Source organism: Micromonospora inositola (assembly GCF_900090285.1).
GTDB lineage: Bacteria > Actinomycetota > Actinomycetes > Mycobacteriales > Micromonosporaceae > Micromonospora > Micromonospora inositola.
In genome coordinates this window covers 1,454,910-1,476,903 of sequence record NZ_LT607754.1, presented here as the reverse complement: position 1 = coordinate 1,476,903, position 21,994 = coordinate 1,454,910, and the positions used below count along the sequence as shown (strand labels likewise).

The window sequence follows — 21,994 nt, the reverse complement described above, 5'->3', positions numbered from 1 at the left end:
TTACCTCAGCTCAGCGAGAGGTCGGTGGCCGACCGTTGAGAATGCGCTCGAAGAGGTGGCTGTCCTGCCATCTGCCGTTGATATACAAGTAGTTGCGTGCCGTCCCGAACTGCTCGAACCCGCTTTTCGTCAGCACCCGCTGCGAGGCAACGTTCGCCCGATTCGTGCTTGCTTGGACCCTGTGCAGGCCGAGATCCCGGTCGGCGAAACGGCAGAGTGCGCCAACCGCGGCGCTGGCGAGTCCTCGTCCGACCTCAGCGACATCCACCCAGTACCCCAGATTGGCGCTGCACAGCGGACCGAACGCAATCGTGTTGAGCGACGCGCATCCCACCACCAGATCGTCACGCTGCATCGCGCAGGCCAGCAGCGTGCCTTCCTCTTGCTGCTGCATCAGCGAGTCAAGCCGCCTGCGCTGGCCATCAAGGGTCCAGAAGGAGTCGGGTCGCTCCGGATCGAAGGGACGCAGGTGCTCGCGATTGCGCACGTACGCATCGAGTAGCGCGGGTGCGTCGCCGCTGTTGAGTGGACGCAGTAAGACCCCACCTGGCAGCACCGCACTAGCGATCATCATGGCAGCGTAGAGGGTGACCAGTAGCAAGCAGCGTCCGCACATGCCGCCGAGCGTGCGCTCAACGCCGCGCTGGGCGTCGCTGTCAGTAGCAGCCGCGGCTCCGGCAAAGTGCGGACCTCAGGATGGCTCCGGCGGCCGCACGTGCGGAGCCAGTCGTTCTCCAGCAGCGAGGTTGTCACGCCAGTAGCGGTAGACGAGGCCGTGTGCCACCTCAACGACCCTGCTGCGACGAGACAGGAAAGAAGATCGCCCCCGGCCGGTGCATCGACGTCGAAGGCAACGACCACTGGTGATTCTTCACCGACATGCCGAGGCACCAGTGCGCGCTCCTCAGGGGTGGGTTCTCGGAACCGAGGATCCCAGAACTGGGTCGGGCAGGCCAGGTATGCGACGTCGGTGAAGACCACCTCGAGACCGTGGTGGTAGGTCAGGTCGTGTCCCGCGGCCAACCGAAGCTGGGAGCCGTCGAAGTGCAGCACGTCCCAGTCCCACCAAGATCCCCGGGCAGTTTGAACCTGAACCCAGGCTGTCGCACGACAGCTGGTATCGAAACTTCGCACATCTGGTGAAGTTAGGCAGCCCCGGGACAGACCCTGCCGGCCGGCGTCTACGCCGACGGTTCCCGGCTGCCCGTCGGGCAGCAGCTGTCCGGCAGCAGTCGGGTGAGCCCAGGCACATCCCTTCAGCCTGCCCGAATCCCGACGCGTTGGGCACTTCGCACCCAAGCAACGGCTCAAAGGTTCACGAGTCGCAGCTCACACTTGAACGTTCATGTGTTGCTGTCTAAGGTAAGACGTGAACGTTCAAGTGAAGGGTATGGCAGGCCGGTGCCTGTGGCTCAGCGCCACGACCCGCGCCCGCCGCGCATCCGCCGGCTCAGCCTCGCGCCGGCCGGCCCATCAAGGAGAGAACCGCATGAGTGACCTGAAGATCGCCGTCATCCTCGGCAGCACCCGGCCCGGCCGCAACGGCAAGGCTGTCGCGGACTGGGTGGTGGACCGGTCCGGCGCCCGCACCGGCGCCGAGTACGAGCTGGTCGACCTCGCCGACTTCCCGCTGCCCCACCTGGACGAGGCCATTCCGCCGTCCATGGGTCAGTACCAGGGTGAGCACACCAAGGCATGGGCGACCAAGATCGCCGAGTTCGACGGCTACATCTTCGTGACCCCCGAGTACAACCACTCCACCTCCGCCGTACTCAAGAACGCGATCGACTACCTGTACGGCGAGTGGAACAACAAGGCCGCCGCCTTCGTCTCCTACGGTTCCCTCGGCGGCGCTCGGGCCATCGAGCACCTGCGGGGCGTGGCCAGCGAACTGCAGCTGGCCCACGTACGTCAGCAGCTGTCCTTCTCGCTGTTCACGGACTTCGAGAACTTCTCCGTCTTCAAGCCGGGAGAGCAGCACGACGCCGCCGCGACCACCCTGTTCGACCAACTGGAATCCTGGGCCCGCGCCCTCAAGACGGTCCGGGTCTGACGCCCTCGCCCACCGGAAGGCAGGCGACGGGAAAACCGTCCATCCTCAGGCCGGTGGCGTCGTCGTGTCCGTCACCGTCCAGGTCGAGGTGCCCACCGGCTCCCCGATCAACGCGGTGCACTTCGTGGCCCGCAACGACACCAGTCACCTCGCCGCACTGGTCGCGCTCGTCGACGCCGGCGCCGTCCGGGTCGACATCACCGCGTCCCGTCCGCTCACCGACCTGGCCGCGGTTACCGCGACGCCGAGTCCGGCCGCGCCCGCGGCAAGATCATCCTCGTTCCATTGAAGGAGTCCCTGATGACCAGCACGTCCGTCCCCCCGACAGCCGCGCGGCTGCGCGTCGGCGCTCTCACGGTCGGCGGTGCCGTCCTGGCCGCCGCGCTGCTCTGGACGGCCGCCCAGATTCTGGGTATCGAGCTGCGTGTCGACCCCCGTAATGGCCAGGCGCCCTCAGTGGTTGGCCTGCCGCTCACCGTCACGTTCACGCTCGCCGTCAGCCTGCTCGGCTGGGGTGCGCGGGCGATGCTGGGCCGGTTTACCCGCAGCGCACCGGTCGTGTGGACCGCCCTTGCCGTGTTGGTGTTGTTGGTATCTTTCCTGCCCCTGTTCATCTTCGAGGCAACCGGGGCAGCCAAGACGATCCTGGCGCTGATGCACGTCGCGGTCGCCGCCGTGTTGATCTCAGCTTTCAGCCGCCGGAAGCCCTGACCACCGGTCAGCGGAACCGCGATGCCGGTCGCCGCTGAGCCACCAAGCAGGTCGGATCGCCACCGTGCGGGCTGGTACGGCAACAGGCGGAGCGGGCGGTGTCCCGGAACGGAACGGACAGGGTTCAGGTTCCGGGACCAGCACCGAGCCACTATCTGCCGAACGTCTGAGCCCGGAGAAGCGCAAGCGTATGCGTACGGTGGGTGCTTCAAGACTGGCCCGCCTGAGCACAGTTCCCCCGGCTATGGCTACCGCCTAGAACTCGCCCACCGAGTCGGCCCGTCCAGGTAGCCGCGTTCGCCCACTCCCCGATCGAGGACGGTCGGCCCAGCGGATGCCTGTCCACGTGGCGGCCCGTCAGCGAGACCAGCCGGTCCGCATCATCGACCTCACGCCCTGACCAGGCACGGGGCGGGGGTCCGGGGCGGAGTGCCGCCCAGCGTGCTGACGACGCGAGCGGGTATCGCCGGAAAGAAGTCACCTTCTCCGCGGAGGAGGCCTTCGCGGATGCGGTGATCCCTTCGAAGCACGTCCTCAGGCACCTTCAGCCAGTCTGTTCCTCACGAAGTCCCGAAGTGGATACCCTCATGTCTCGAACAGCCTTCAAGGCTGCCGGCGACGCGCACGCCGAGCGCTGGAAAGCGCTCGTCTTCATCGCGCTCGCCCAGCTGATCGTCGTCCTCGACGCCACCATCGTGAACATCGCCCTGCCCTCCGCCCAGCAGGACCTGGGCATCTCCGACGGCGACCGGCAGTGGGTCGTCACGGCGTACGCCCTGGCCTTCGGCGGCCTGGTCCTGTTCGGCGGCCGGGTGGCCGACCTGTGGGGCCGCAAGCGCGCCTTCGTCATAGGCCTGATCGGTTTCGCCGCCGCCTCCGCGCTCGGCGGCGCGGCGACCACCGGCACGACGATGTTCGGGGCCCGCGCCCTCCAGGGCGTCTTCGGCGCCCTGCTCGCCCCCGCCGCGCTCTCGCTGCTCGCCGTGATGTTCACGGACGCCAAAGAGCGCGCCAAGGCGTTCGGCATCTACGGCGCGATCGCCGGCGGCGGCAGCGCCGTCGGCTTCATCCTCGGCGGTGTGCTCACCGAGTACCTGGACTGGCGCTGGACGTTCTTCGTCAACATCCCGTTCGCGATCGTCGCGGCGGCCGGCGCCTACTTCGTCGTCCGCGAGCCCGAGGGTAGCCGCAACCGCTCCCCGCTCGACATCCCCGGCGTCGTCCTGTCCACCCTGGCCCTGGCCTCGCTGGTCTACGGCTTCACTCGCGCCGAGTCTCACGGCTGGGGCGACACCACGACCATCTCCCTGTTCGGCGGGTCAGTGGTCCTGCTACTCGCCTTCGTCCTCACCGAGGCCAGGGTCAAGGCACCGCTGCTGCCCCTGCGAGTGGTCACGGACCGCAACCGCGGCGGCGTCTACCTCTCCCTCGGCATCGCGGTCATCGCGATGTTCGGCACCTTCCTGTTCCTGACCTACTACCTGCAGGTCGTGAAGGGCTACTCGCCGGTCAAGAGCGGGTTCTGCTTCCTGCCGATGGTGGCGGGCATGATGGTCGGCTCGACGCAGATCGGGCCGCGTCTGATGACCCGCGTTCCGGCCCGGTTCCTGATGGGCTCCGGCTTCCTGGTGGCCGCGGCCGGCATGTTCCTGCTGGCGCAGCTGGAGATCGGCTCGTCCTACGCCTCGACCGTCCTGCCGGCTCTGGCGCTGCTCGGTCTCGGCATGGGTATGACGTTCATGCCCGCCATGTCCCTGGCCACTCTGGGCGTCGAGCCCCGGGACGCCGGTGTCGCCTCCGCGATGGTCAACACCTCGCAGCAGGTGGGCGGCGCGATCGGCACGGCCCTGCTGAACACGATCGCCACCTCCGTGACGACCTCGTACGTCCAGGACCACATCGCCAACGCCGCGACGAAGCCGCAGCAGCAGCTGGTCCAGCTGCAGGGCGTGGTGCACGGCTACACCAACGCCATCTGGTTCGCCATCGGCATGCTGGTGCTCGCCACGCTGATCGTCCTGTCTCTGGTCAACGTCGGCCGTACGGGCCGCGAGGGCGCCGAGGACGAGGTGGCGGTGCCGGTGGTCGCCCACTGAGGCACCAGGTCCCCCTGACGAAACCTGTCGTGGGAGCGTGGCGGAGCGCCGCGCACCCACGGCTCCCTGAGTGAGTGGCTCAGCGGAGTCAGGGCAGGTCCGCAGTTCGTCCGGCTGAAGACCCTCGACGACGATCTCCACGATCTCGCCGAGGCTTCTGCTGCTCGGAGGGGATAGCCGCTCGAACGGCGCCTGGCGCAAGGCGGTCACATGGGCCGGCGCTGGCTGACCTGCTGGAGCATCAGCAGCGCTGCCGGGTGCTGGACGCGTGGGCGCAGAGCCCGTGCCAGCGACAGATGGGTCTGGGTGAGCAGGCCCTCAGTCTGTTTGCTGATGCGGGTGGCTTCACCGGCGACATTGTCAGGGACGAAGCTCCGTTCCGGATCGTGTCGGTGCCGGTGACCAGAGGTGCCGCGGCGTCAGTGTCCCTACGAGGCGACCGCTTCTGCAGATTCCAGGCCAGGGGTCGCGACACGGCGGCGATGGCATGCGGGACGCCGGATGCCCGGCCTCGCCCCCATCGCGGCCCATCAGGACATGGCGTTGCGCTGTGGCAGCTGAGGGGCGGTGTCCGTGCGGGGGCAGCTCTGCTGCTCCCGGCGGTCGATCCTCTCGCTGATCTTCTCGGCAGCGGTGCGCAGGCTGTCCAGCTCGGCGGGGTCGAGAACGTCGTAGACGAGGTCGCGTACCCGGGCCACGTGCCCCGGGGCGGCCTCGACGAGATGGGCGTGGCCGGCTTCGGTCAGGATCGCGTGGGTGTAGCGGCCATTGGTGGGGTCTGGTTCGCGGCGGACGAAACCCCGGCGCTCCATCCTGCTGATCATGTGGGAGAGACGGGACAGCTCGGCGTTGGCGAGGACGGCCAGGTCGCTCATTCGCATGCGGTGTCCCGGTTGGTCGGCCAGTCCGGCGAGGACGTAGTACTCGACGTAACTAAGGTCCGCGTCCTGCTGCAGCTGCGCTTCCAGGGCAATGGGCAGTTTGTGCAGCATCAGGGCGAATTGCTGCCATGTCTCCAGCTCTGCCGGAGTCAGCCAGCGCGGCTGATCGTTCGGGCGTGGAGGCTGTTCAGGCATGCCCGGAGTCTAACTGGCGTGAACGTTCACGTGTCACATTTGAATCTTCATGCGGGGGCGCCCCAGGGCAACTGCCCACACGCTGAGTCCCTGCGCGTATCAGAACGCCGGCGCCAATGGCCTCGGCCTCGTCCATCCAGGTGCGGTGGATCCTCCGTGCGGCGTGCGCTGATCGGGTGGGGTGCGGGGATTCGGCGTGCAGACACATGCCAGGCAGGACCCTGGGGTGAGCCACTTCGCGCATGCGAGATCGCCAACCTGGTGCCTCCCAGCCTTTCACGGCAACGCACGCTCATGCCGCCGACCATATGTCACGTTGAGTGACAGGGCTTGGCGACGATGAGGGGCACCTGCGGAGAACCATCCGTGTTTCCTGCGCACGATTGGGCCGGACGCGCGTGTTTGGCACGCAAGCGATGCGGCAGGCCTGTCACACCGATGGGCGGGTCGTCGACATCGCCGTCATGGGGTGGACCTTCTCGGTCAGACATAGCTGAACAACGGAGGGAAGAGGAGGACCACGATCCAGGCCCACACGGCGTACACGGGTAGGTAGCCGGTCTGCCAGCGCTCGAGCGCCGCGAACGGTGTGCGCCGCCGGATGAACCTCAGCAACAGCCACGCCGAGTAGGCGAGGTTGGCCAGCAGGATGACGTTCTCGCCGAGCGCCGCAGCCCTGTTGGGTGTGGTGCCGTACTCGTCGGTGATGCGTCCGGTGATCGCGAGCAGTACCAGTACGTCGATTGCCAACGCGCTGACCACGAGAGCGAGCTGAAGTTTGTCGAACAGGCCGGTCGGGGCCAGCGGATCGCGGGCTGAGATCGAGTAGAGCAGTAGCCCCAGCACCACGACCAGCAGGAGGTCGAACAGGATCAGTGCTTCGCGCTCCACGTTGATGCCATGGCTGGTCCAGACGACGGCGACGAGGAAGGCCAGCAGTGCTGCCGTGAACAGCGGAGTGAATAGCCGCGTGAGCACCGGGGCGATATTTTCGACCACGCTCTGCTTGGCCTCGACCAGCCACCCGGCCACGACAGCCCCGGCCACGGCGCCGCAGGGCAGGAGCCACTGCGAGATGAACTCCTGCGGGATGATCCCGATGGCATTGAAGGTGTGGAACAGGAACAAGCTGAGCACACCGCCGCCGAGGGCGATGAGTATGAAGTAGATGAACCACTCGCCGGTGAAGCGGATGAAGTCCATGCGTCGGCGCGAGGAGCGCCAGTCGTCGGCAACGTAGGCCAGACCCACCACAAGCCACAGGGCGATGGGGAGGTGGATGCTGGTGAGGACCAGCGACTTTGACTCCTCGGCCAGGGGGTAGGCGTTGGCCGCCACCGCGCCGAGCCCGAACAGCGCCACCAGTGTCCCGATCAGCGGGCGTCGGGCCTGTCGGCGCCAGGCCAGGAAGACCGCCAGCCAGGGCAGGGCGAACAGGGTGAAGTTCCGCGCGTAGAACGCGCCGTCGTCCGCCAACCTCAGCCCGAACAGCTCCGGCACCTTGATGGACACCGCCGCGCCCGCCCCGCAGAGGACCATCGCCCACATGTCCCGCCGTGAGTGCGTGTCCGCCGCCGGGCTGTCAGGGTCGCCGGTAAGCACCAACTGCTTCCACAATCGTTCCGAATGCTCCCGGGCGAACTCGCGCGACAGTTCGTCGAGGCTGCCCATCCGCTTCACCGCGACGAGGAACGCCTCGTCCGGGCTCAGGCCTGCAGCTATGAGCTCGTCGACGGATCCGCGGAGATGGTCTTCGAGTTCGTCGACGTCGGACGGCTGCAGTTCCCTGCGGCGGAGCACGTAGCGACGCCACTGCTCGAACTGCGCCTCCAACTCCTCCTGACCCTCCCGCGCCGTCATGCCCGGCACTCCAGCGGGATCGCCGTCAGCGGCCTGCGGTCGCCGAGGCCGAGCCAGATCTCCTTGAGCGCGTCGGTGACCGTGTCCCACTGGCGGCGTTGCTCGGCCAACTCAGCCAGGCCCTTGTCAGTGATGCGGTAGTACTTGCGCCGCCGCCCGCCGGCTACCGACTGCCAGCTCGACTCCGAATAACCGAGGCGCTCAAGCCGGTGCAGCAACGGGTAGAGCAGCCCCTCGGTCCAGTCCAGCTCGCCACCGGACAGCTCGTTGATCCGCCTGAGGATGGCGTAGCCGTAGCTCTCCCCCTCGGCCAGGATGCCGAGCACCATCGGTGTCGCCGAGGCGGCCACCAAATCCTTGGCGACCTTCACGAGAACTCACCCCGTTCCATACCCTAGAAGTATTGTGCATAGTACTGCCAGGTATTGTGTGGCACAACGGCCCGGTCACGCGTCCGTGGCGGCGGTACCCGCGATCCGGCCGCAGCCAGATGACCTCTCATGGCACCCCTCTGGTCAAGAGGAGGCGAGGAGTGGTGTTCTAGGCTTGGTGTCGGCGGGTCCGGGAAGTGACTGTTCCGAAGTGTCGATCATGGGGATCGTATCGGCCGCGCTGGATTGCAGAGTCGCCCCCACGTGTCCTCCCGGGCCCGTCCCGGCTTTTGGGCAGCCGATGAGAGAGCGACCCCACCGGTCACCTCGACCAAGCCTGGCCGGGCCGCGGTCGTACCACCAGTAGATAAGTAGCCGCCGAGGGCGCTCGGCAACGACGGCTCGCCGGCGGACCCCGGGTCGTCGTTGCCTCACCGCGTGAACCAGCGCCGCGATCGGTCCAGCCCACGGCCCGCAGTGCCTGCTCGATCTCACCGCCAAGGTGCTCCGCCGTCGAGGGTTTCTCAGGTGGTGCCTTGGCCCATCGGCGGTCGGGCGCGGTTGGCTGCACGGTCCCCTTCGGCAGACTTCAGCTGAGCTGTTCGGCCAGTCCGACGATGATGCCCTCCGGGCCGCGGACGTAGCAAAGCCGATAGCTGTCCTCGTACTGCGCCAGCTCGCCGACGAGTTCGGCGCCGTGGGTACGCAGGCGGGCAACGACGTCCTCGATGTCGTCGACGGCGAACATGATGCGACGAATGCCCAGCGTGTTCGCCGGTGCATCCTTCGGCTCGGCGCTGATCGCCTTCGGCGTATGGAACATCGCCAGCTCGATCCGGCCGTGGCCGTCCGGGGTCCGCAGCATCGCGATGTCCTGTCGGACGTCATCGATCCCGATGACACGCTCGACCCAACGTCCCTCGACTGGCGCCTTGCCCTCCAGCTCCATGCCAAGTTCGATGAAGAACGCAATAACAGCGTCAAGGTCGTCGACAACGATCAGGACGTTGTCCATCCGCTGGATCGTCATGCAGGTCTCCTTAGCCTTGTGCGGCCACGGTGGCCGCATCCACTCCTGAGACGGAGCCGTTACGCCGTTCTGGACAGACTGTGCACCAATTTCTGAGGGAAACCTCGTGACGCGGCAGTGCCCATCACGCGCCAGTCGTACCGCTTCGGACGAAACACCGCACGCCAGCCGGCCCAAGAAGCCCTCCCGTGCCGAGCCTCGGCGATCGTCGGTGTGTACTCATTTGCCGCTGAGCGCGCGCCGGCCACCAAGCCGCCCTACGCCAACTCGGCAACCGCCTCGTCGGCATCCCGCACGGCTGCCTCAAAACCAATACGACCTACGACGAGGCAACCGCCTGGGCACATCTCCAGCCCACTTCTTGACAACCTCAGAACATGGGATGTCTGCCGCCGACCGCGCGTCACGCAGCGTCACGTGCGTTGATCAAGTCAACGTCCGGTCGTGCCGAATAGCGGATGTGCTTCAATCCGCTCCGGTTCCGCGGCCATCTGGGGAGCGCCGGTTCTCAGCCGCTCGTTACCCACGTCAGCATCGCTTGCCAGTGGGCCGGGGACGGCGTGTGGGCTGCGTCCTCGCTGATGCGAATCTTGGCGTTGGGCATCCGTGCGGCGATCAGCGGTGCGTCGGGAACGGCTCGGCCGGGGTCGTGTCGACCGGCCCAGATGAGGACGCGGCAGGGCACGTCGCGCAGGCCGAACCCCCATGGGCGGATGTCGGTGGCGAGCCAGTCGCCGGCCAGCCCGTCCGCGCCTTGGCGGGCACCTTCGCGGTTGGACTCCTCGTGGGGCCGCATCCAGGGGTCCTGGCCCGCGGCAAGCAAATGCCGGTGCTGCTTGAGCGGATCCTCGGCGTACCATGCGGCGGCGCGGGTCACGTAGCGGCGCCCGAGCCCCGGAACGGTCCGCAAGGCCCACGCCTGAAACCGCTGCCAGCCACGCACCGTGCGCAGTTCCCGATAAGGGCCGGTGAAGCCTGCGGCGACCACCCCGGTCAGTCGATGCGGGAACCGGGCCCCACAGGCCACGGCGTACGGCGCGCCGCCAGAGAACCCGATCAGGCCGAAGCGCTCGATCCGCAGAGAGCTCATCAGCGTACCGACGTCGTCAGCGACGCCGAGGAGCGTTGGCTGTCGGACAGGTGTGGACCGACCGTACCCGGGCCGGTCCACGGTGATCAGGCGGACGCCCGCCAACGCCGTGTCGTCCGGGCGGCTGATCCGAGAGCCCGGCGTGCCGTGCAGGAACACCACCGGCGGCCCGGCCGGATCGCCGTACTCCGCCCAGCCCAGGACCCGGCCGTCCGGCAGCGCAAGATCCATATCGCCTCTCCGCTAGACACCCGACGCAACACCCAGTACAGCGCATAGACATGCGTCGTCATATTGTGCAGTGTGGCAATGCCGAAGCGCACTGACATGGCACTCCTTTATGTCAAGGCGCCGCTGGAACCAGGGGTTTAGGGTGGTTGCTGGCGGGTCCGGGAAGTGGCTTGTCCGAAGGGCCGATGTCCGGGGTCAGGTCGGTCACGCTGGATTGCAGAGTCGTCCCCGAGTGCCCTCCCGGGCCTGCCACCTGCCGTCGTTTCTGGTCTTGGACCATGCGGGCGTAGACGACGTTGGACAGTCGCCGTTTCAGGGCGCGCACGGCTTCCATCGAGGTCTTTCCGGCCGTCTTCTTCGCGTCGAAGTAGGCGCGACCTTCGGTGCGGTTGCGCAGCTGAACGACGGCCATGATGTGCAGCGTGCGGTTGATGCGGCGGTTGCCGGCGCGGGAGAGCCGGTGGCGTTGCTGGGCGCCGGAGGAGGCGTCCAGGGGTGCGGTGCCGTTCCAGGAGGCGAAGCGGTCGCGGTCGGCGAAGCGGCGGATGTCGCCGACGTCGGCCAGCAGCCGGGCGGCACCCGAGGGACCGATGCCGTGCAGGCCGTGCGGCTGGGACTTGCTCAGGAAGCTGCGGCAGGCCCCATCCCCTGAACGCCCTGAGTCACGCCCCAAGGCGGGCAGTGGGTCAGGAGGCTGTGGCGGGCTTTTTTGTGGGATCGGCCGAGGTGGCGCCGTGAGTGGGGCGGCGGGTCAGGACCTGGGGGCCGGAAGCCGCGATGGCGACTGTGTGTTCGGAGTGGGCGGTGCGGGAGCCGTCGGCGGAGCGGATCGTCCAGCCGTCGTCGTCGAACTTGATTTTGTCGGTGGAGCGGCAGAACCAGGGCTCGATGGCGATGGTGAGGCCGGGGTCGAGTCTCATGCCGCGGCGGGCGCGGCCGTAGTTGGAGACGTGCGGGGCCTCGTGCATGGTGCGGCCGATGCCGTGGCCGCCGAACTCGGCGTTGACGCCGTAGCCGTAGGAGTGGGCGACTTCGCCGATCGCGGCGGAGATGTCGCCGAGGCGGCCGCCGGGCTGGGCGGCGGTGATGCCGGCCTCCAGTGCGACCTCGGTGGCCTCGATCAGCTTCAGGTCGGCCGGGTCGGGGGTGCCGACGATGACGGAGAGCGCGGAGTCGGCGACCCAGCCGTCGATGCCGGCCGCCATGTCGATGCTGAGCAGGTCACCGTCCCGCAAAACATAGTCGTGCGGCAGGCCGTGCAGCACCGCGTCGTTGACCGACAGGCACAGCACGTTGCGGAACGGGCCGCGGCCGAACGAAGGGGCGTAGTCCCAGTAGCAGGATTCGGCGCCGCGTTCCTTGATCCGGCGGCGGGCGTGGTGTTCGAGGTCTATCAGGTTGACGCCGACTGCGGCGACACCGCTCAGCTCGGCGAGCAGCTCGCCGACGAACTGGCCGGTCACCGCCATCCGGCCGATCTCCTCGGCGGACTTGAGCTCGATCACGACAGCCTTCCTCTCCGGATGCGGTATTTTTATACCGGGATTTTTATACCACGCCAGGTCGGGGATGCTCCGGAGGGATATCCTGCTGGCATGGTTCGCCAACCACTCACCGCCGAGCAGATCGCAGCGGGCCAGCGCCTCGGAGCCGCCCTCCGGGCCGCGCGGGCCGGCCGTAGCCTCGTCGAGGTGGCCCTGGCAGCCGGCATCTCCCCCGAGACGCTGCGCAAGATCGAGGCGGGCCGCCTTCCCGCACCGGCGTTCGGCACTGTGGTCTGCCTCAGCCAGGCCCTCGACGTCCCCCTCAGCGACCTGGCCGACGTCTGGCTGGCCGACATGCCCATCCGCCAGGCATCCTAGAGACCAGCCGCCCTAGTACTCCAGTAGGAGATCCGTTTCAGGGTTCCGTGAGGGCTTGCCGGGTGTAATGGCTGGTCTTGGCGGCGGCTTGATGCCTGCGTCGGAAGAGGGACCAGGCGATGACGTCGGCGGCCCGCCGTGCCGGGTCGATGATCAGGGCGTGGAAGAGCCGGCGTAGTTCGTTGACAGTGATCGCGATCAGGCCGTCCGGGCTGCTGGTGGTGACGGTTGTTGCGGCGGCGAGGAACGCGTGGGCGGCGATGACCAGGGTGGTCCAGCGGTGCCAGGCTTTCCAGCGGCGGTGCTGGTGCTGGTCGAGGCCGAGGCCGGTCTTCGTGGCTTGGAACGACTCTTCGATGCTCCAACGACGCCCGGCGACGGCGACCAGGTGGTGCAACGGGACGGGTTCGGGTGACCAGCAGAGGTAGAAAGCCAGCTCACCGGTGGTGCGGTTGCGGCGGATCAGCAGCCAAGTGATGACCTGCGTGCTCGTCGATGGCTTGCGGCAGCGTGATGAACGCCCAGTCGTAGTAGCGGTAGCCTTTCGCCCCGTTGCCGGCAGAGACTCGCTGCCATGCCTGTTTCGGCAGGCCGGCGGCGATCTGGTCGGTCCGCTGGATGCCGAGACCGGTCGGCACGCGGTGCGAGCAGGCGACCGCGAGGACGTAGCCGAGCCGGTTTCCGCGCAACGCGGCGGCCAGGTGTGGGTCACCGCCGTAGGCTTCGTCGCCGGCGACCCACCTGCAGGGCAAGCCGTCGGCGAGGGCGGTTGCGATCAGCCGTCGCGCCAGCTGCGGTTTCGTGGCGAACCCGACGGCGTCGGGCACTCCGGCCTCAGCGCGGTGTGCGGGATCCTCGGTCCAGGATTTCGGCAGGTAGAGGGCGACGTCGCCCCGCGTGTGCCCGAGTGGCGAGGCGTAGGACAGGTGGACCGAGAGCTGACAGTTCTCGATCTTTCCCGCGGTGCCGGAGTACTGCCGACGTTGATTGCCGACGCGGGTTGTCGACACTGCCCACCTGCGGGTTCGTGATCACGGGGGTGAGTGTCGGCAGACGGTCGTTTGCCGACACTTGAGAGCCGGCCGGCGAGCCAGTCCGGGAGGTCGAGAATGGGGGCGTCTCTGGTGATGGTGTACGTGCGGCTGCGCGAGGGCTGGTCGCTGCATGGTCCCGATCCGTGCATGGATGCCTGGGCGCTGCAGATCCTCGGAGCTGGGGTGACCGCGCACGTCCGGGCGGGGCGGCTGGGGTTGGCCGTGGCGGGCCTTGCGGGCGGCGACCCTTCCGCGGTGCGGTTGCTCGCGCTGGCCGAGCGGCTCGGCGTGCTGCGGGAGTTCGGGCCGACGATGTCCGTGGGCCGGGCCCGGCGGATGGCCGAGAACGCCGACGGGGCGGCGTACGCCGACGTGGTGTCGGAGTACGCCGCCCTCGGGCGGGACGAGTTGCGGGCGGCGGCCCGCGCTGTCGTAGCGGTTACTTGGGGTCGCGGTTGAACTTCGAGGTCGACCAGAAGTAGCCGAGCACCGCGAGACCCAGGCACCAGACGACCGCGAGCCACCCGTTGTGGCCGATCTCGCTGCCGAGCAGCAGGCCGCGCAGGGTTTCGATGGCGGGCGTGAACGGCTGGTACTCGGCGATCGGCTGGAACCAGCCGGGCATGGCGTGGACCGGGACGAAGGCGCTGGACAGGAGTGGCAGCAGGATCATCGGCATCGCGTTGTTGCTGGCGGCCTCGGCGTTCGGGCTGACGAGGCCCATGCCGACCGCGATCCAGGTGAGCGCCGTGGCGAAGAGCACGAGCAGCCCGAACGCCGCCAGCCACTTCAGGACGCCGGCATCCGTGGACCGGAAGCCGATGGCGACGGCGACTGCGCCCACGAGGACCACGCTCATGATTGACTGCAGCACGCCGCCGACGACGTGTCCGACGAGCACCGAACCGCGGTGGATCGCCATCGTGCGGAAGCGGGCGATGATGCCCTCGGTCATGTCGCTGGAGACGGACACCGCGGTCCCGATCACGGTGCTGCCGATGGTCATCAGCAGGAGGCCGGGGACGACATACGCGATGTACTCGGAGCGGTCCGCACCGCCGCCGCCGATGCCCGAGCCCATCGTGTCGCCGAAGATGTAGACGAAGAGCAACAGCAGCATGATCGGGGTGAGCAGCAGGTTCAGGGTGAGGGACGGATAGCGCCGGGCGTGCAGGAGGTTGCGGCGCAGCATCGTGGACGAGTCGCGTGCGGCGAGGGAGAGGGAGCTCATCGGACGGCCTCCTTGGGCTGGTTGGGGACGCCGGCGCCGCCGGTCAGGGCGAAGAACACGTCGTCGAGGTCGGGGGTGTGCACGGTCAGCTCGTCGGCCTCGATGGTGGCCGAGTCCAGCGAGTCGAGGATGGAGCGAAGCTCGCGCTGGCTGCCGTCGCTGGGGATCTGCAGCGCGAGGGACTCGTCGTCGCGGGTGGCGTCGCGAAGCGCGAAGGCCGCGGACTGGTACGAGGCCGGGTCGGTGAAGCGGAGCCGGACGTGTCCGCCGGGGATGAGCCGCTTCAGTTCCTCGGCGGTGCCCTCGGCGGCGATCTTCCCGTCGTTGAGCACGGCGATGCGGTCGGCGAGCTCGTCGGCTTCCTCCAGGTACTGGGTGGTGAGGAAGACGGTGGCGCCGTCGGAGACGAGCTCGCGGATGATCTGCCACATGTTGTGGCGGCTGCGGGGGTCGAGGCCGGTGGTGGGCTCGTCGAGGAAGATGATCCGCGGGTTGCCGACCAGGGTCATGGCGAGGTCGAGGCGGCGCTTCATGCCGCCGGAGTAGGTGGAGGCGGGCTTCTTCGCGGCGTCGGTGAGGTCGAAGCGCTCCAGCAGCTCGGCGGCGGTGCGGTGGCCCTCGCGCTTGGACAGGTGGTGCAGGTCGCCCATGAGGAGCATGTTCTCCTCGCCGGTGATCAGGTTGTCGACGGCGGAGAACTGGCCGGTGACGCCGATCGCGGCGCGGACCGCTTGGGGGTCGGTGGCGAGGTCGTGGCCGCCGACGCGGATCTCGCCGGAGGCGGGGTCGGGGGAGATGAGGGTGGAGAGGATCTTGACGGCGGTGGTCTTGCCGGCGCCGTTCGGGCCGAGCAGGGAGAAGATCGTTGCTTCGGGGACGGCCAGGTCGACGCCGTCGAGCACGACCTTGTCGCCGTAGGACTTGCGCAGCCCGTTCGCCGCGATGGCCAGGTTGGTCATGATGGGTGCTCCTCAGAGGCTGCGGGCGACGATGTCGCCGTAGGCGGTGGTCGCGTGGATGTTCAGGTCGGCGGTGCCTTCGGTGTTCTTGAGCCCGTTGTGAATCCGGCCGTGGGTGGTGCCGGCGTCCAGGGAGGCGGAAACTCCGTGGGCGGCGCCGACCGACACGTCGCCGGCCTGGGTGCGCAGCACGACCGTGCCGCGCACGGCCTCGGCGATCCGGATGTCGCCCTTTGCGGTGCTGATCTCCGCGGGGCCGTTGAGGCGGCCGACCGAGACATCACCGGCGAGGGCGGTGAGGCGGACGCTCGCGGCCTCGTCGAGCTTGATCGCGCCGTGCGCGCCGTCGAAGGCGACGTCCCCGAACCGTCCGACGGCCCGGAATTCGGCGCTGGCCGCCTTCACCTCGACCCGGGAACCGGCGGGCAGCTGGACCGTCACCTCGATGGATCCGGAGGGGCCGAGGATCTGGTTCTTCGCCGAGGCCCCGATCCGTAGGACGCCGTCGCCGTATTCGACCTTGGTCTGCTCCGCCACCTTCACGTCACGGCCCTTCGAGGCGTCCGCGGGCAGGACCTCGACCGTGGTGTCGGCCCGGTCGGCGGCGATGAACTGGACGCGCCCTGCGGGGATGTCGAGGACGGCGGAGATCGGGGTGGGGGTGTCGAACTTCTGCATCGTGCTCTCCTCCTGTGCTTGTTGTTTCTGACGCCGGAAACGCTACGTTGCGTTCATTACCCGTGCAACAAGCTCGTCGCTCGCAACCGGCATTAGTGCAGGCAGAGCCCCAATTATCGTTGCAACGGTCATGGTTTCAATGCAACGACCGGCATCCTGTTCGTTGCATTGGATTGGGGGTGAACGCTATGCTGGAGGCATCAAGGAAGCGTGAAGGGAGATCGCGATGCCGGGAGGCAGACTCACCCAGCAGGAACGCCAGCAGATCGCGCTGGGGCTGGCCGACGGGCTCGCCTACGCGGAGATCGCCAGGGGTCTGGATCGTCCAACCTCGACGGTCACGCGTGAGGTGATGCGCAACGGCGGCCCCACCGCCTACCGTGCCGACCTGGCCCACCGCGCCACCGAACGCCGCGCCCACCGGCGCAGGCAGGCCGCTCCCCGCGGGTTGCAGGCGTCGACGCAGGCCCACGGACGCGACGCCGAGGCCGTGCGCGAGTACGAGGAGGTGTTCACCACCCTCTTGATGCAACAGGGCCTGCCCAAGATGATGGCCCGGGTGCTGACCTGCCTGCTCACCGCCGACGCGGGGAGCCTGACCGCGTCCGAACTCGTTCAGCGCCTCCAGGTCAGCCCGGCGTCCGTCTCCAAAGCGGTCGCGTTCCTCGAAAGCCAGGGCCTCGTCCGCCGGGAACGCGACGAACGCCGCCGCGAGCGCTACCTGGTCGACGACGACGTCTGGTACCAGTCGATGATCGCCGCCGCCCGATCCAACGCCCAGCTCGCCCAGACCGCCCGGCAGGGTGTCGGCATCCTCGGCCCCGACACCCCGGCCGCCGCCCGCCTCGAGAACATCGCCCGCTTCGTCGACTTCGTCGGCGAGAGCATCACCCGCGCCGCGGAGCAGGCCCGCGAAATCCTCCACACGAAACCCGAAACGACCTCAGACAGCACTACCTGAGCCACGTTCAGATCGCGGATGGACAGCCTCGGCGACCACCGCCGGGACGTCGGTCAACTTCGGGAAATACCCCAACCGCTGGTACGCCTTCAACCACACCACAGCGCCAGCAGACCGCCGCAGCCGTAGCCCGCCCCAGTCCTCGCCGTCGTCATCGTCGTCCGGCTCGGCCGCGGCCGGGCGAGTACGGCGATGGCAGTCTTCCGCCCGCCAGGATGCTGCTAGACCTCGACTACATCGTGCGATGGGTGCAACCCACTGGGCGAGACCGCCATTTCACCTTCTGGGTCGCGCCCGCGACGCTCGTGTTCGAACGGGCGTGGAGCATCGAAGGCACGCTCGGCCCGCTCCACGAAGTCATGGAGATCGCCGACGTTCACCGACTTGATTCCCCAGACAGCAGCCCGGAGCCGTTGTGGCACATTGAGGGTCAGAACTTCGAGTTCCGTCTTCGAGCTGTTGGCTACACCCAGTACCTCCGGCTGCCGCCGCAGCACATCCCCCGGCAGGCCCTCACCTCCACCGAGCGCGCCGGGATCAGCTTCGCCGAGCGGTCCTTTACGTGACAACGGCGCACGGATCTGCCGCGCTCCGCGCGGTTGCAGCTAGACGGTTGGGCCCGCCTGGGCCGTTTTCGGGAGCCCGCTCATCATGAGCGGGCTCCCCGGAGCCTGGCCCGGCTCGAACGATGCTGCCATCCCTGTGTTCAGTGACGCGCGGTACCGGCGCCGCACGTTGGGCAGGCCGGCCTCCGAGCTTAGTGCGTCCAAGCCCAAGGCAGGGGTGTCCGCACATGCCGCATATGGCGTAGTAGCGCTATTACCGCTCCGTGTTGCGCGGCGACCGTTGGCGGCTCCGTCCCGCGCTGTGGTCGTTGCGGGCAACGAACCGTGGTGGTGCCGTGTTCCGCGGGCGGGCCATGATTGCTTCGGTGACCAGTTTTCCCGCGCAGGCTAACCGCGTCCGCGACAGCACACTCCCGCCACAGCGGAGGCTGTATGCGCTGCGGGAATGCACGCTGCACTGTGCTCCGTACGGGTTCCGTGCCACCTGGCACCACCTGGTCGTTTCCGCCCGCATCCCACGCAGGCTCGCAGACGATCCCGACGCACTCGTGCGCGCCGCAGACGAACTCCAACGTGCTCGCGACGTGGTCATGCCGCAGGTACAGGAGTACGCCGAGCGGCGGCGCCGGGAAAAAGCGGTAGGCATGCGCGCCCCACAGGCGCCGCCGCCCTGGAACTCGTGGGGCTGGTGTGGGATCGCCTACTGTCCCGACCCAGAGCACCACCCGGCGGGACCCCTCGCCACGGTCGTGCAGGGGGTACTCAACCGCTACACCGCCGGAATCACCGTCGACACGCACTGCCTCGCATGCGGCATCGAACGCCGCCGGCCAGGCCGCGCATGCCCGACCTGCGGCGTCCACCCGGACGGTCCCGCCGCACGTTGGCGTGTCCCTTCCACCGAGGAGCGTTGGAGGCGGATCTGGCGCCGCGACCTCGGTAACCGCTCGGAGACCCTCGCCTCATAGTCCTCGGCCGTACCAACCCGTCGCGGGCCACCTTCCGGCGGCGCACTTATCTAATGGCGCAGACAGCGAAGACGCGAAATTGCCGATGAGCGGCCGTTCAAGCGGGACGGCCGAGTGCCGCGGAAGTCGTCGCTAATGTGAAGGCGGCGTTCCATCCGAAGAGACGCCGTGCAGCTCGCGGGAGCAGGATGCGTCAGGCTGCGGCGAGCGCCTTGATGATGTTCCACTCGGCCAAGTCCAGCATCCACTGCCGATCCGGGAAGTCAGTGTCCGCGATGCGCAGTGGCCCCTCGATCAGGGACAGCGTCTGCGCGTATCGATAGAGCTCCAGGCGGTGGGGGTCGAGATCGACCGGACGCAGGTCGGGTACGTGTCGCCGAAGCGCATCTGCAGCCAGGCGTGGTCCCATTCGATGTCGAAGTACGCCAGGCCCTCAAAGTCGATCATGACTGCTTCGCCGGCCGGTGTGACGAGCACGTGATCCGGGCCGAGCTCACCGTGTACCAGCCCGTATTCCTCGCGCGCCATAACCGCGCTCCTCAGGTAGCGCACGTGAGCAGCGATCCGGTGATGCGCATCGGCCAGTCGGGCGTCGCGGGCCGCTGCTGGCGGTCACGATCCCCTCGGCCTCGAGCCGCGCCTCGGCGCGGTGGTCGTCGGCCTGCTCCTCGGCGAGTTTGAGGATCTGTTCTACCCGGGTGCCCAGGCCGCTGAGGGTTGGCCGCTGCCGGTTCCGCCGTCGTCGTTCCGCGACGACCGCGGTTCCTGTGGTCGTCCCGTCGCCTGCGACCCCGGCGTCCTCGTCGCGGTCGACCAGGCCGTCCCCAACGAGATCGGATTCCGTCGTACCGACCAGGGAGAGCACGACGCCGAGCGCGGCGATCGCGACGCCGGACCAGACGGCGGCCGGCCCAAGGGACGGACCGACCGTGGCGCCGACACCGAGTCCGAAAAGGACGCAGCAGTCTTGGCCGGCTTGCGCATCGGTCCTCCTCGCGTGGTGCGGGCATGGGGCTTCCGGTTCCAGCATGAAGAACGAGTCAACCCGGGTCGATCCCCGACGGAACGTCCCGACGCAAAAGGGGTGCTGGATCAGTCGAGCTCGTAGTCCCCAGTGGCGGACAATCGAATATCCGGATCTGCCCCGGACCGCGCGTCACGCAGCGTGGACGGCGGCCGAGGGACGGGCGTCCAGACGTGGCCGGACATGCCGATGAGCATGTGCTGGCCTCACCGCTTGTATCGATGGAACCGTTCGGCTATTCAAACCGGTCAGCGAGCTTCGTCAGCTTGGTGACGTACGCCGGCCAGTCATAGTCGTGGGGGACGTTGGTGTTCTCCCGCCGCAAGCCGATCGCCGTGTCGTGCTGCTCGCGCATGATGTCGGCGTGACCGGCGTGACGGGCGAGGTCGGCGGTCACGTGGATGATGATCCTTTGCAGCGTCACGATCTGTCCACCAGGCTGCCACCACGGCACTCGCCCCGGCGCGTCGAGCGGTAGCTGTTCGATCGTCTGATCCGCGAACACCCCGATACGGCGATACAGGTCGATCAGCCCATCCTTCGTCTCGTCCTCTCGCGCGTACCAGTCTGCCTGCGGATCCTCGTCGTACGCCTGCATGGGGACCAGTTCCTCGGGCGTCGGGAACTCACGCCCGAAGGTAGGCCCGAAGTAGCCGGCTTCGACATTGAGGCAGTGCTTGAGGACTCCCAGCAGGTTGTTGCCGGTCGCGGTGCGGGGCAGTCTGGCCTCGCGTTCACTCAGCCCCTCGAGCTTCCAGATGAGGTCATCGCGAGTCGCCTGCAGGTAGTGGTGCAGCGCCGCCTTCGGGTCACCCAGATCAGCCATGCCCGCCAGTCTTCCTTATGCGCCGGACCATCGTGCGAGCTGTCGCCTGCAAGATCAGTGCCCGACTGGGTGGGCCGGCATCCTCATCTGCCGCTCCGGGCGTGCTGGCGTTCATCGCCGCTGGGGACGCACGGTGATGTATGGCTGTCTTTCCTGCTCCCGCTTCCGCTCGGCCTGCGGATCTTCGAAGCCTGCGGGGCCAGCATCGCCGACCTGGGCGAGGAGCACGGCCACCGGGTACTGCGCGTGCGCGGCAAGGGTGGCAAGGTCGTGCTCGTCCCGCTGCCACCCGCGGTGGCCCGAGCCATCGACCGGGCCGTCGACGACCGCACCAGCGGGCCGGTCCTGCGCAACACCCTCGGCGTGCGGATGGACCGGCACGCCGCGACCCGCTGGCTCAAGCACCTGGCCCAGGCCGCAGGGCTCCGGATGCCGAGGATGCATCCCCACATGCTGCGCCACACGTTCGTGACGACGATGCTCGACGCCCGGCGTCAGTCTGCGCGACGTGCAGATCGCCGCCCGCCACGCCGACCCGCGAACCACCATGCGCTACGACCGGGCCCGCAAGAACCTCGACCGGCACCCCAACTACATCCTGGCCGCGTACCTGGCCTCCGGGACATAGCCAGCCGCTCGTGGCTTTGCCGATGAGCGATAGACAGTTCCGAAGGACCACCGATCGCGCGGGAGCTACGGGCTGCCCCAACGGGCGATCGGGCTACTGCGTCTGAGCCGGTCGCGAAGGGGCGTCGAGGAGTACCTCGTATAGGTAGAGGTCACCGTTGGTGCCTATTTGGCGGAACCCGGCACGTTCGAGGGTCCGCTGGGAAGCGACGTTGTCCCCGGTGGTGTGGGCGACAACTCGGGACAATTCGTGATCGGCCGCGACGTTCAGCAGGGCGACGAGTGCCTCCGCTGCATAGCCGTGACCACGGGCTGATGGGGCAAGGCCGTAACCGACCTCGACACATCCGTCGTCCGGCTGACCCTTGAAACCGATTCCACCGATGGCCTTCCCGTCGGCGGTCCGGGTGATCCGGTAGTGCCCGAAAGGGCGCTGGTCCCCGTGGGCGGCCGTAGCTGTGAGAAAGGCCGTGACGCCCATGACGTCGCCGTCGAAAGGAAAATCCTCAGCCCAGGCATCCCCGGCTCCGGCGCGCCGCCCGACGATGCGTTCACCCTCTGCTGTGTCGATGGCGTGCAAGCCCAGTCGCGGCGTTTGAAGTTCGGTCACGGGCAACAGCGAAGCAGCCCTCGACACTCCGCACAAGCCGATTACGCCACCTCGGAAAAGGCCGGTCGCGGAACCCCTTGGGACACGCGCACATGCCGCTGACCGGGCGTCCCGGTGTGTTACGAGGGGT

22 protein-coding genes and 3 pseudogenes are annotated in these 21,994 nt (G+C 68.0%); 10 read left to right on the top strand and 15 right to left on the bottom strand.

Annotated elements, in window-relative coordinates:
- Window positions 1-10: 10 nt before the first annotated feature.
- Complete coding sequence (locus tag GA0070613_RS07120) at window positions 11-571, bottom strand: GNAT family N-acetyltransferase (protein ID WP_089015804.1); 561 nt, start codon at window positions 569-571, stop codon at window positions 11-13.
- Window positions 572-1,489: 918 nt separating this feature from the next.
- Between GA0070613_RS07120 and GA0070613_RS07115 the strand changes: the two genes are divergently transcribed.
- The 4 genes from GA0070613_RS07115 to GA0070613_RS07105 all read left to right on the top strand — a co-directional run bounded on the left by GA0070613_RS07115 (window position 1,490) and on the right by GA0070613_RS07105 (window position 4,860).
- Window positions 1,490-2,053 carry an NADPH-dependent FMN reductase gene (locus GA0070613_RS07115; protein ID WP_089011563.1) on the top strand — a complete coding sequence of 188 codons (564 nt, stop codon included), beginning with the start codon at window positions 1,490-1,492 and terminating at the stop codon, window positions 2,051-2,053.
- Window positions 2,054-2,117: 64 nt separating this feature from the next.
- Window positions 2,118-2,342, top strand: a complete 225-nt coding sequence (locus tag GA0070613_RS07110) for a hypothetical protein (protein ID WP_197699059.1) — start codon at window positions 2,118-2,120, stop codon at window positions 2,340-2,342.
- 11 nt (window positions 2,343-2,353) lie between these two features.
- Complete coding sequence (locus GA0070613_RS32685) at window positions 2,354-2,764, top strand: DUF6069 family protein (RefSeq protein ID WP_172875721.1); 411 nt, start codon at window positions 2,354-2,356, stop codon at window positions 2,762-2,764.
- Window positions 2,765-3,351: 587 nt separating this feature from the next.
- Window positions 3,352-4,860, top strand: a complete 1,509-nt coding sequence (locus tag GA0070613_RS07105; protein WP_089011562.1) for an MFS transporter — start codon at window positions 3,352-3,354, stop codon at window positions 4,858-4,860.
- Between the two features lie 530 nt (window positions 4,861-5,390).
- Here GA0070613_RS07105 and GA0070613_RS07095 read toward each other — a convergent pair.
- From GA0070613_RS07095 to map, 7 genes are all read right to left on the bottom strand, one after another.
- Complete coding sequence (locus GA0070613_RS07095; protein ID WP_089011561.1) at window positions 5,391-5,936, bottom strand: MarR family winged helix-turn-helix transcriptional regulator; 546 nt, start codon at window positions 5,934-5,936, stop codon at window positions 5,391-5,393.
- Window positions 5,937-6,419: 483 nt separating this feature from the next.
- Entirely contained in the window at window positions 6,420-7,796 is a 1,377-nt protein-coding gene (locus GA0070613_RS07090) for a permease prefix domain 1-containing protein (RefSeq protein ID WP_089015803.1), read from the bottom strand.
- A complete protein-coding gene (locus tag GA0070613_RS07085) occupies window positions 7,793-8,167 on the bottom strand; it encodes a PadR family transcriptional regulator (RefSeq protein ID WP_089011560.1) in 375 nt (124 codons plus the stop codon). Before GA0070613_RS07085 ends, GA0070613_RS07090 begins: the two co-directional genes overlap by 4 nt.
- A gap of 589 nt (window positions 8,168-8,756) precedes the next feature.
- Window positions 8,757-9,197, bottom strand: a complete 441-nt coding sequence (locus GA0070613_RS07080) for a VOC family protein (RefSeq protein WP_089011559.1) — start codon at window positions 9,195-9,197, stop codon at window positions 8,757-8,759.
- Between the two features lie 508 nt (window positions 9,198-9,705).
- A complete protein-coding gene (locus GA0070613_RS07075) occupies window positions 9,706-10,518 on the bottom strand; it encodes an alpha/beta fold hydrolase (protein ID WP_089011558.1) in 813 nt (270 codons plus the stop codon).
- Between the two features lie 112 nt (window positions 10,519-10,630).
- Window positions 10,631-11,191 (bottom strand): transposase, encoded by a 561-nt coding sequence (locus tag GA0070613_RS07070; protein ID WP_231929698.1) that lies wholly within the window; start codon window positions 11,189-11,191, stop codon window positions 10,631-10,633.
- Window positions 11,192-11,204: 13 nt separating this feature from the next.
- Entirely contained in the window at window positions 11,205-12,023 is an 819-nt protein-coding gene (map, locus tag GA0070613_RS07065; protein ID WP_089011557.1) for a type I methionyl aminopeptidase, read from the bottom strand.
- 90 nt (window positions 12,024-12,113) lie between these two features.
- Between map and GA0070613_RS07060 the strand changes: the two genes are divergently transcribed.
- Window positions 12,114-12,380: a helix-turn-helix domain-containing protein gene (locus tag GA0070613_RS07060; protein ID WP_089011556.1), complete on the top strand. Its 267-nt coding sequence runs from the start codon at window positions 12,114-12,116 to the stop codon at window positions 12,378-12,380.
- Window positions 12,381-12,417: 37 nt separating this feature from the next.
- Here GA0070613_RS07060 and GA0070613_RS34160 read toward each other — a convergent pair.
- Window positions 12,418-13,363 (bottom strand): annotated as a pseudogene (locus GA0070613_RS34160) (IS701 family transposase); the annotation flags it as partial.
- A gap of 126 nt (window positions 13,364-13,489) precedes the next feature.
- Here GA0070613_RS34160 and GA0070613_RS07050 point away from each other — a divergent pair.
- Entirely contained in the window at window positions 13,490-13,873 is a 384-nt protein-coding gene (locus tag GA0070613_RS07050) for a hypothetical protein (protein ID WP_197699058.1), read from the top strand.
- Here the strand turns inward: GA0070613_RS07050 and GA0070613_RS07045 are convergent.
- The 3 genes from GA0070613_RS07045 to GA0070613_RS07035 are packed head-to-tail and all read right to left on the bottom strand — an operon-like array spanning window position 13,854 to window position 16,282.
- A complete protein-coding gene (locus tag GA0070613_RS07045; protein WP_089011555.1) occupies window positions 13,854-14,645 on the bottom strand; it encodes an ABC transporter permease in 792 nt (263 codons plus the stop codon). The two genes, GA0070613_RS07050 and GA0070613_RS07045, sit on opposite strands and share 20 nt — an antisense overlap.
- Window positions 14,642-15,604 (bottom strand): ATP-binding cassette domain-containing protein, encoded by a 963-nt coding sequence (locus GA0070613_RS07040; protein ID WP_089011554.1) that lies wholly within the window; start codon window positions 15,602-15,604, stop codon window positions 14,642-14,644. The genes GA0070613_RS07045 and GA0070613_RS07040 overlap by 4 nt, the downstream gene beginning before the upstream one ends.
- Window positions 15,605-15,616: 12 nt before the next feature.
- On the bottom strand, window positions 15,617-16,282 hold the full coding sequence (locus GA0070613_RS07035; RefSeq protein WP_089011553.1) for a DUF4097 family beta strand repeat-containing protein: 666 nt from the start codon (window positions 16,280-16,282) through the stop codon (window positions 15,617-15,619).
- Between the two features lie 226 nt (window positions 16,283-16,508).
- Between GA0070613_RS07035 and GA0070613_RS07030 the strand changes: the two genes are divergently transcribed.
- Both GA0070613_RS07030 and GA0070613_RS07025 read left to right on the top strand, forming a co-directional pair.
- Window positions 16,509-17,243, top strand: coding sequence for a GbsR/MarR family transcriptional regulator (locus GA0070613_RS07030; RefSeq protein ID WP_089011552.1), 735 nt, complete (start codon window positions 16,509-16,511; stop codon window positions 17,241-17,243).
- Window positions 17,244-17,458: 215 nt separating this feature from the next.
- The gene (locus tag GA0070613_RS07025) at window positions 17,459-17,809 is read left to right on the top strand and encodes a hypothetical protein (protein ID WP_089011551.1); all 351 of its coding nucleotides are present in this window, start codon (window positions 17,459-17,461) and stop codon (window positions 17,807-17,809) included.
- A gap of 1,161 nt (window positions 17,810-18,970) precedes the next feature.
- Here GA0070613_RS07025 and GA0070613_RS07020 read toward each other — a convergent pair.
- A pseudogene (locus GA0070613_RS07020) lies at window positions 18,971-19,383 on the bottom strand (phosphotransferase); the annotation flags it as partial.
- A 43-nt stretch (window positions 19,384-19,426) separates the two neighbouring features.
- Here GA0070613_RS07020 and GA0070613_RS32680 point away from each other — a divergent pair.
- Window positions 19,427-19,885, top strand: coding sequence for a hypothetical protein (locus GA0070613_RS32680; RefSeq protein ID WP_089011550.1), 459 nt, complete (start codon window positions 19,427-19,429; stop codon window positions 19,883-19,885).
- Window positions 19,886-20,036: 151 nt separating this feature from the next.
- On the opposite strand, the gene GA0070613_RS07010 is transcribed toward GA0070613_RS32680, so the two are convergent.
- Window positions 20,037-20,627, bottom strand: coding sequence for a DinB family protein (locus GA0070613_RS07010; RefSeq protein WP_089011549.1), 591 nt, complete (start codon window positions 20,625-20,627; stop codon window positions 20,037-20,039).
- Here GA0070613_RS07010 and GA0070613_RS34330 point away from each other — a divergent pair.
- Window positions 20,589-21,053: pseudogene (locus tag GA0070613_RS34330) on the top strand (tyrosine-type recombinase/integrase); the annotation flags it as partial. The gene GA0070613_RS07010 and the pseudogene GA0070613_RS34330 overlap by 39 nt on opposite strands.
- A gap of 295 nt (window positions 21,054-21,348) precedes the next feature.
- Here GA0070613_RS34330 and GA0070613_RS07000 read toward each other — a convergent pair.
- Window positions 21,349-21,864, bottom strand: coding sequence for a GNAT family N-acetyltransferase (locus GA0070613_RS07000; RefSeq protein WP_197699056.1), 516 nt, complete (start codon window positions 21,862-21,864; stop codon window positions 21,349-21,351).
- Window positions 21,865-21,994: the final 130 nt, after the last annotated feature.

What these genes read in the sequence shown, in the direction of transcription:
- GA0070613_RS07030 (WP_089011552.1), top strand. Translation starts at nt 16,509, where the DNA reads ATGCCGGGAGGCAGACTCACCCAGCAGGAACGCCAGCAGATCGCGCTG.
- GA0070613_RS07090 (WP_089015803.1), bottom strand. Translation starts at nt 7,796, where the DNA reads ATGACGGCGCGGGAGGGTCAGGAGGAGTTGGAGGCGCAGTTCGAGCAG.
- GA0070613_RS07095 (WP_089011561.1), bottom strand. Translation starts at nt 5,936, where the DNA reads ATGCCTGAACAGCCTCCACGCCCGAACGATCAGCCGCGCTGGCTGACT.
- GA0070613_RS32685 (WP_172875721.1), top strand. Translation starts at nt 2,354, where the DNA reads ATGACCAGCACGTCCGTCCCCCCGACAGCCGCGCGGCTGCGCGTCGGC.
- GA0070613_RS07060 (WP_089011556.1), top strand. Translation starts at nt 12,114, where the DNA reads ATGGTTCGCCAACCACTCACCGCCGAGCAGATCGCAGCGGGCCAGCGC.
- GA0070613_RS07115 (WP_089011563.1), top strand. Translation starts at nt 1,490, where the DNA reads ATGAGTGACCTGAAGATCGCCGTCATCCTCGGCAGCACCCGGCCCGGC.
- GA0070613_RS07035 (WP_089011553.1), bottom strand. Translation starts at nt 16,282, where the DNA reads ATGCAGAAGTTCGACACCCCCACCCCGATCTCCGCCGTCCTCGACATC.
- GA0070613_RS07105 (WP_089011562.1), top strand. Translation starts at nt 3,352, where the DNA reads ATGTCTCGAACAGCCTTCAAGGCTGCCGGCGACGCGCACGCCGAGCGC.
- GA0070613_RS07120 (WP_089015804.1), bottom strand. Translation starts at nt 571, where the DNA reads ATGATCGCTAGTGCGGTGCTGCCAGGTGGGGTCTTACTGCGTCCACTC.
- GA0070613_RS07025 (WP_089011551.1), top strand. Translation starts at nt 17,459, where the DNA reads ATGCTGCTAGACCTCGACTACATCGTGCGATGGGTGCAACCCACTGGG.
- GA0070613_RS07075 (WP_089011558.1), bottom strand. Translation starts at nt 10,518, where the DNA reads ATGGATCTTGCGCTGCCGGACGGCCGGGTCCTGGGCTGGGCGGAGTAC.
- GA0070613_RS07040 (WP_089011554.1), bottom strand. Translation starts at nt 15,604, where the DNA reads ATGACCAACCTGGCCATCGCGGCGAACGGGCTGCGCAAGTCCTACGGC.
- GA0070613_RS07050 (WP_197699058.1), top strand. Translation starts at nt 13,490, where the DNA reads ATGGGGGCGTCTCTGGTGATGGTGTACGTGCGGCTGCGCGAGGGCTGG.
- GA0070613_RS07080 (WP_089011559.1), bottom strand. Translation starts at nt 9,197, where the DNA reads ATGACGATCCAGCGGATGGACAACGTCCTGATCGTTGTCGACGACCTT.
- GA0070613_RS07045 (WP_089011555.1), bottom strand. Translation starts at nt 14,645, where the DNA reads ATGAGCTCCCTCTCCCTCGCCGCACGCGACTCGTCCACGATGCTGCGC.
- GA0070613_RS07010 (WP_089011549.1), bottom strand. Translation starts at nt 20,627, where the DNA reads ATGGCTGATCTGGGTGACCCGAAGGCGGCGCTGCACCACTACCTGCAG.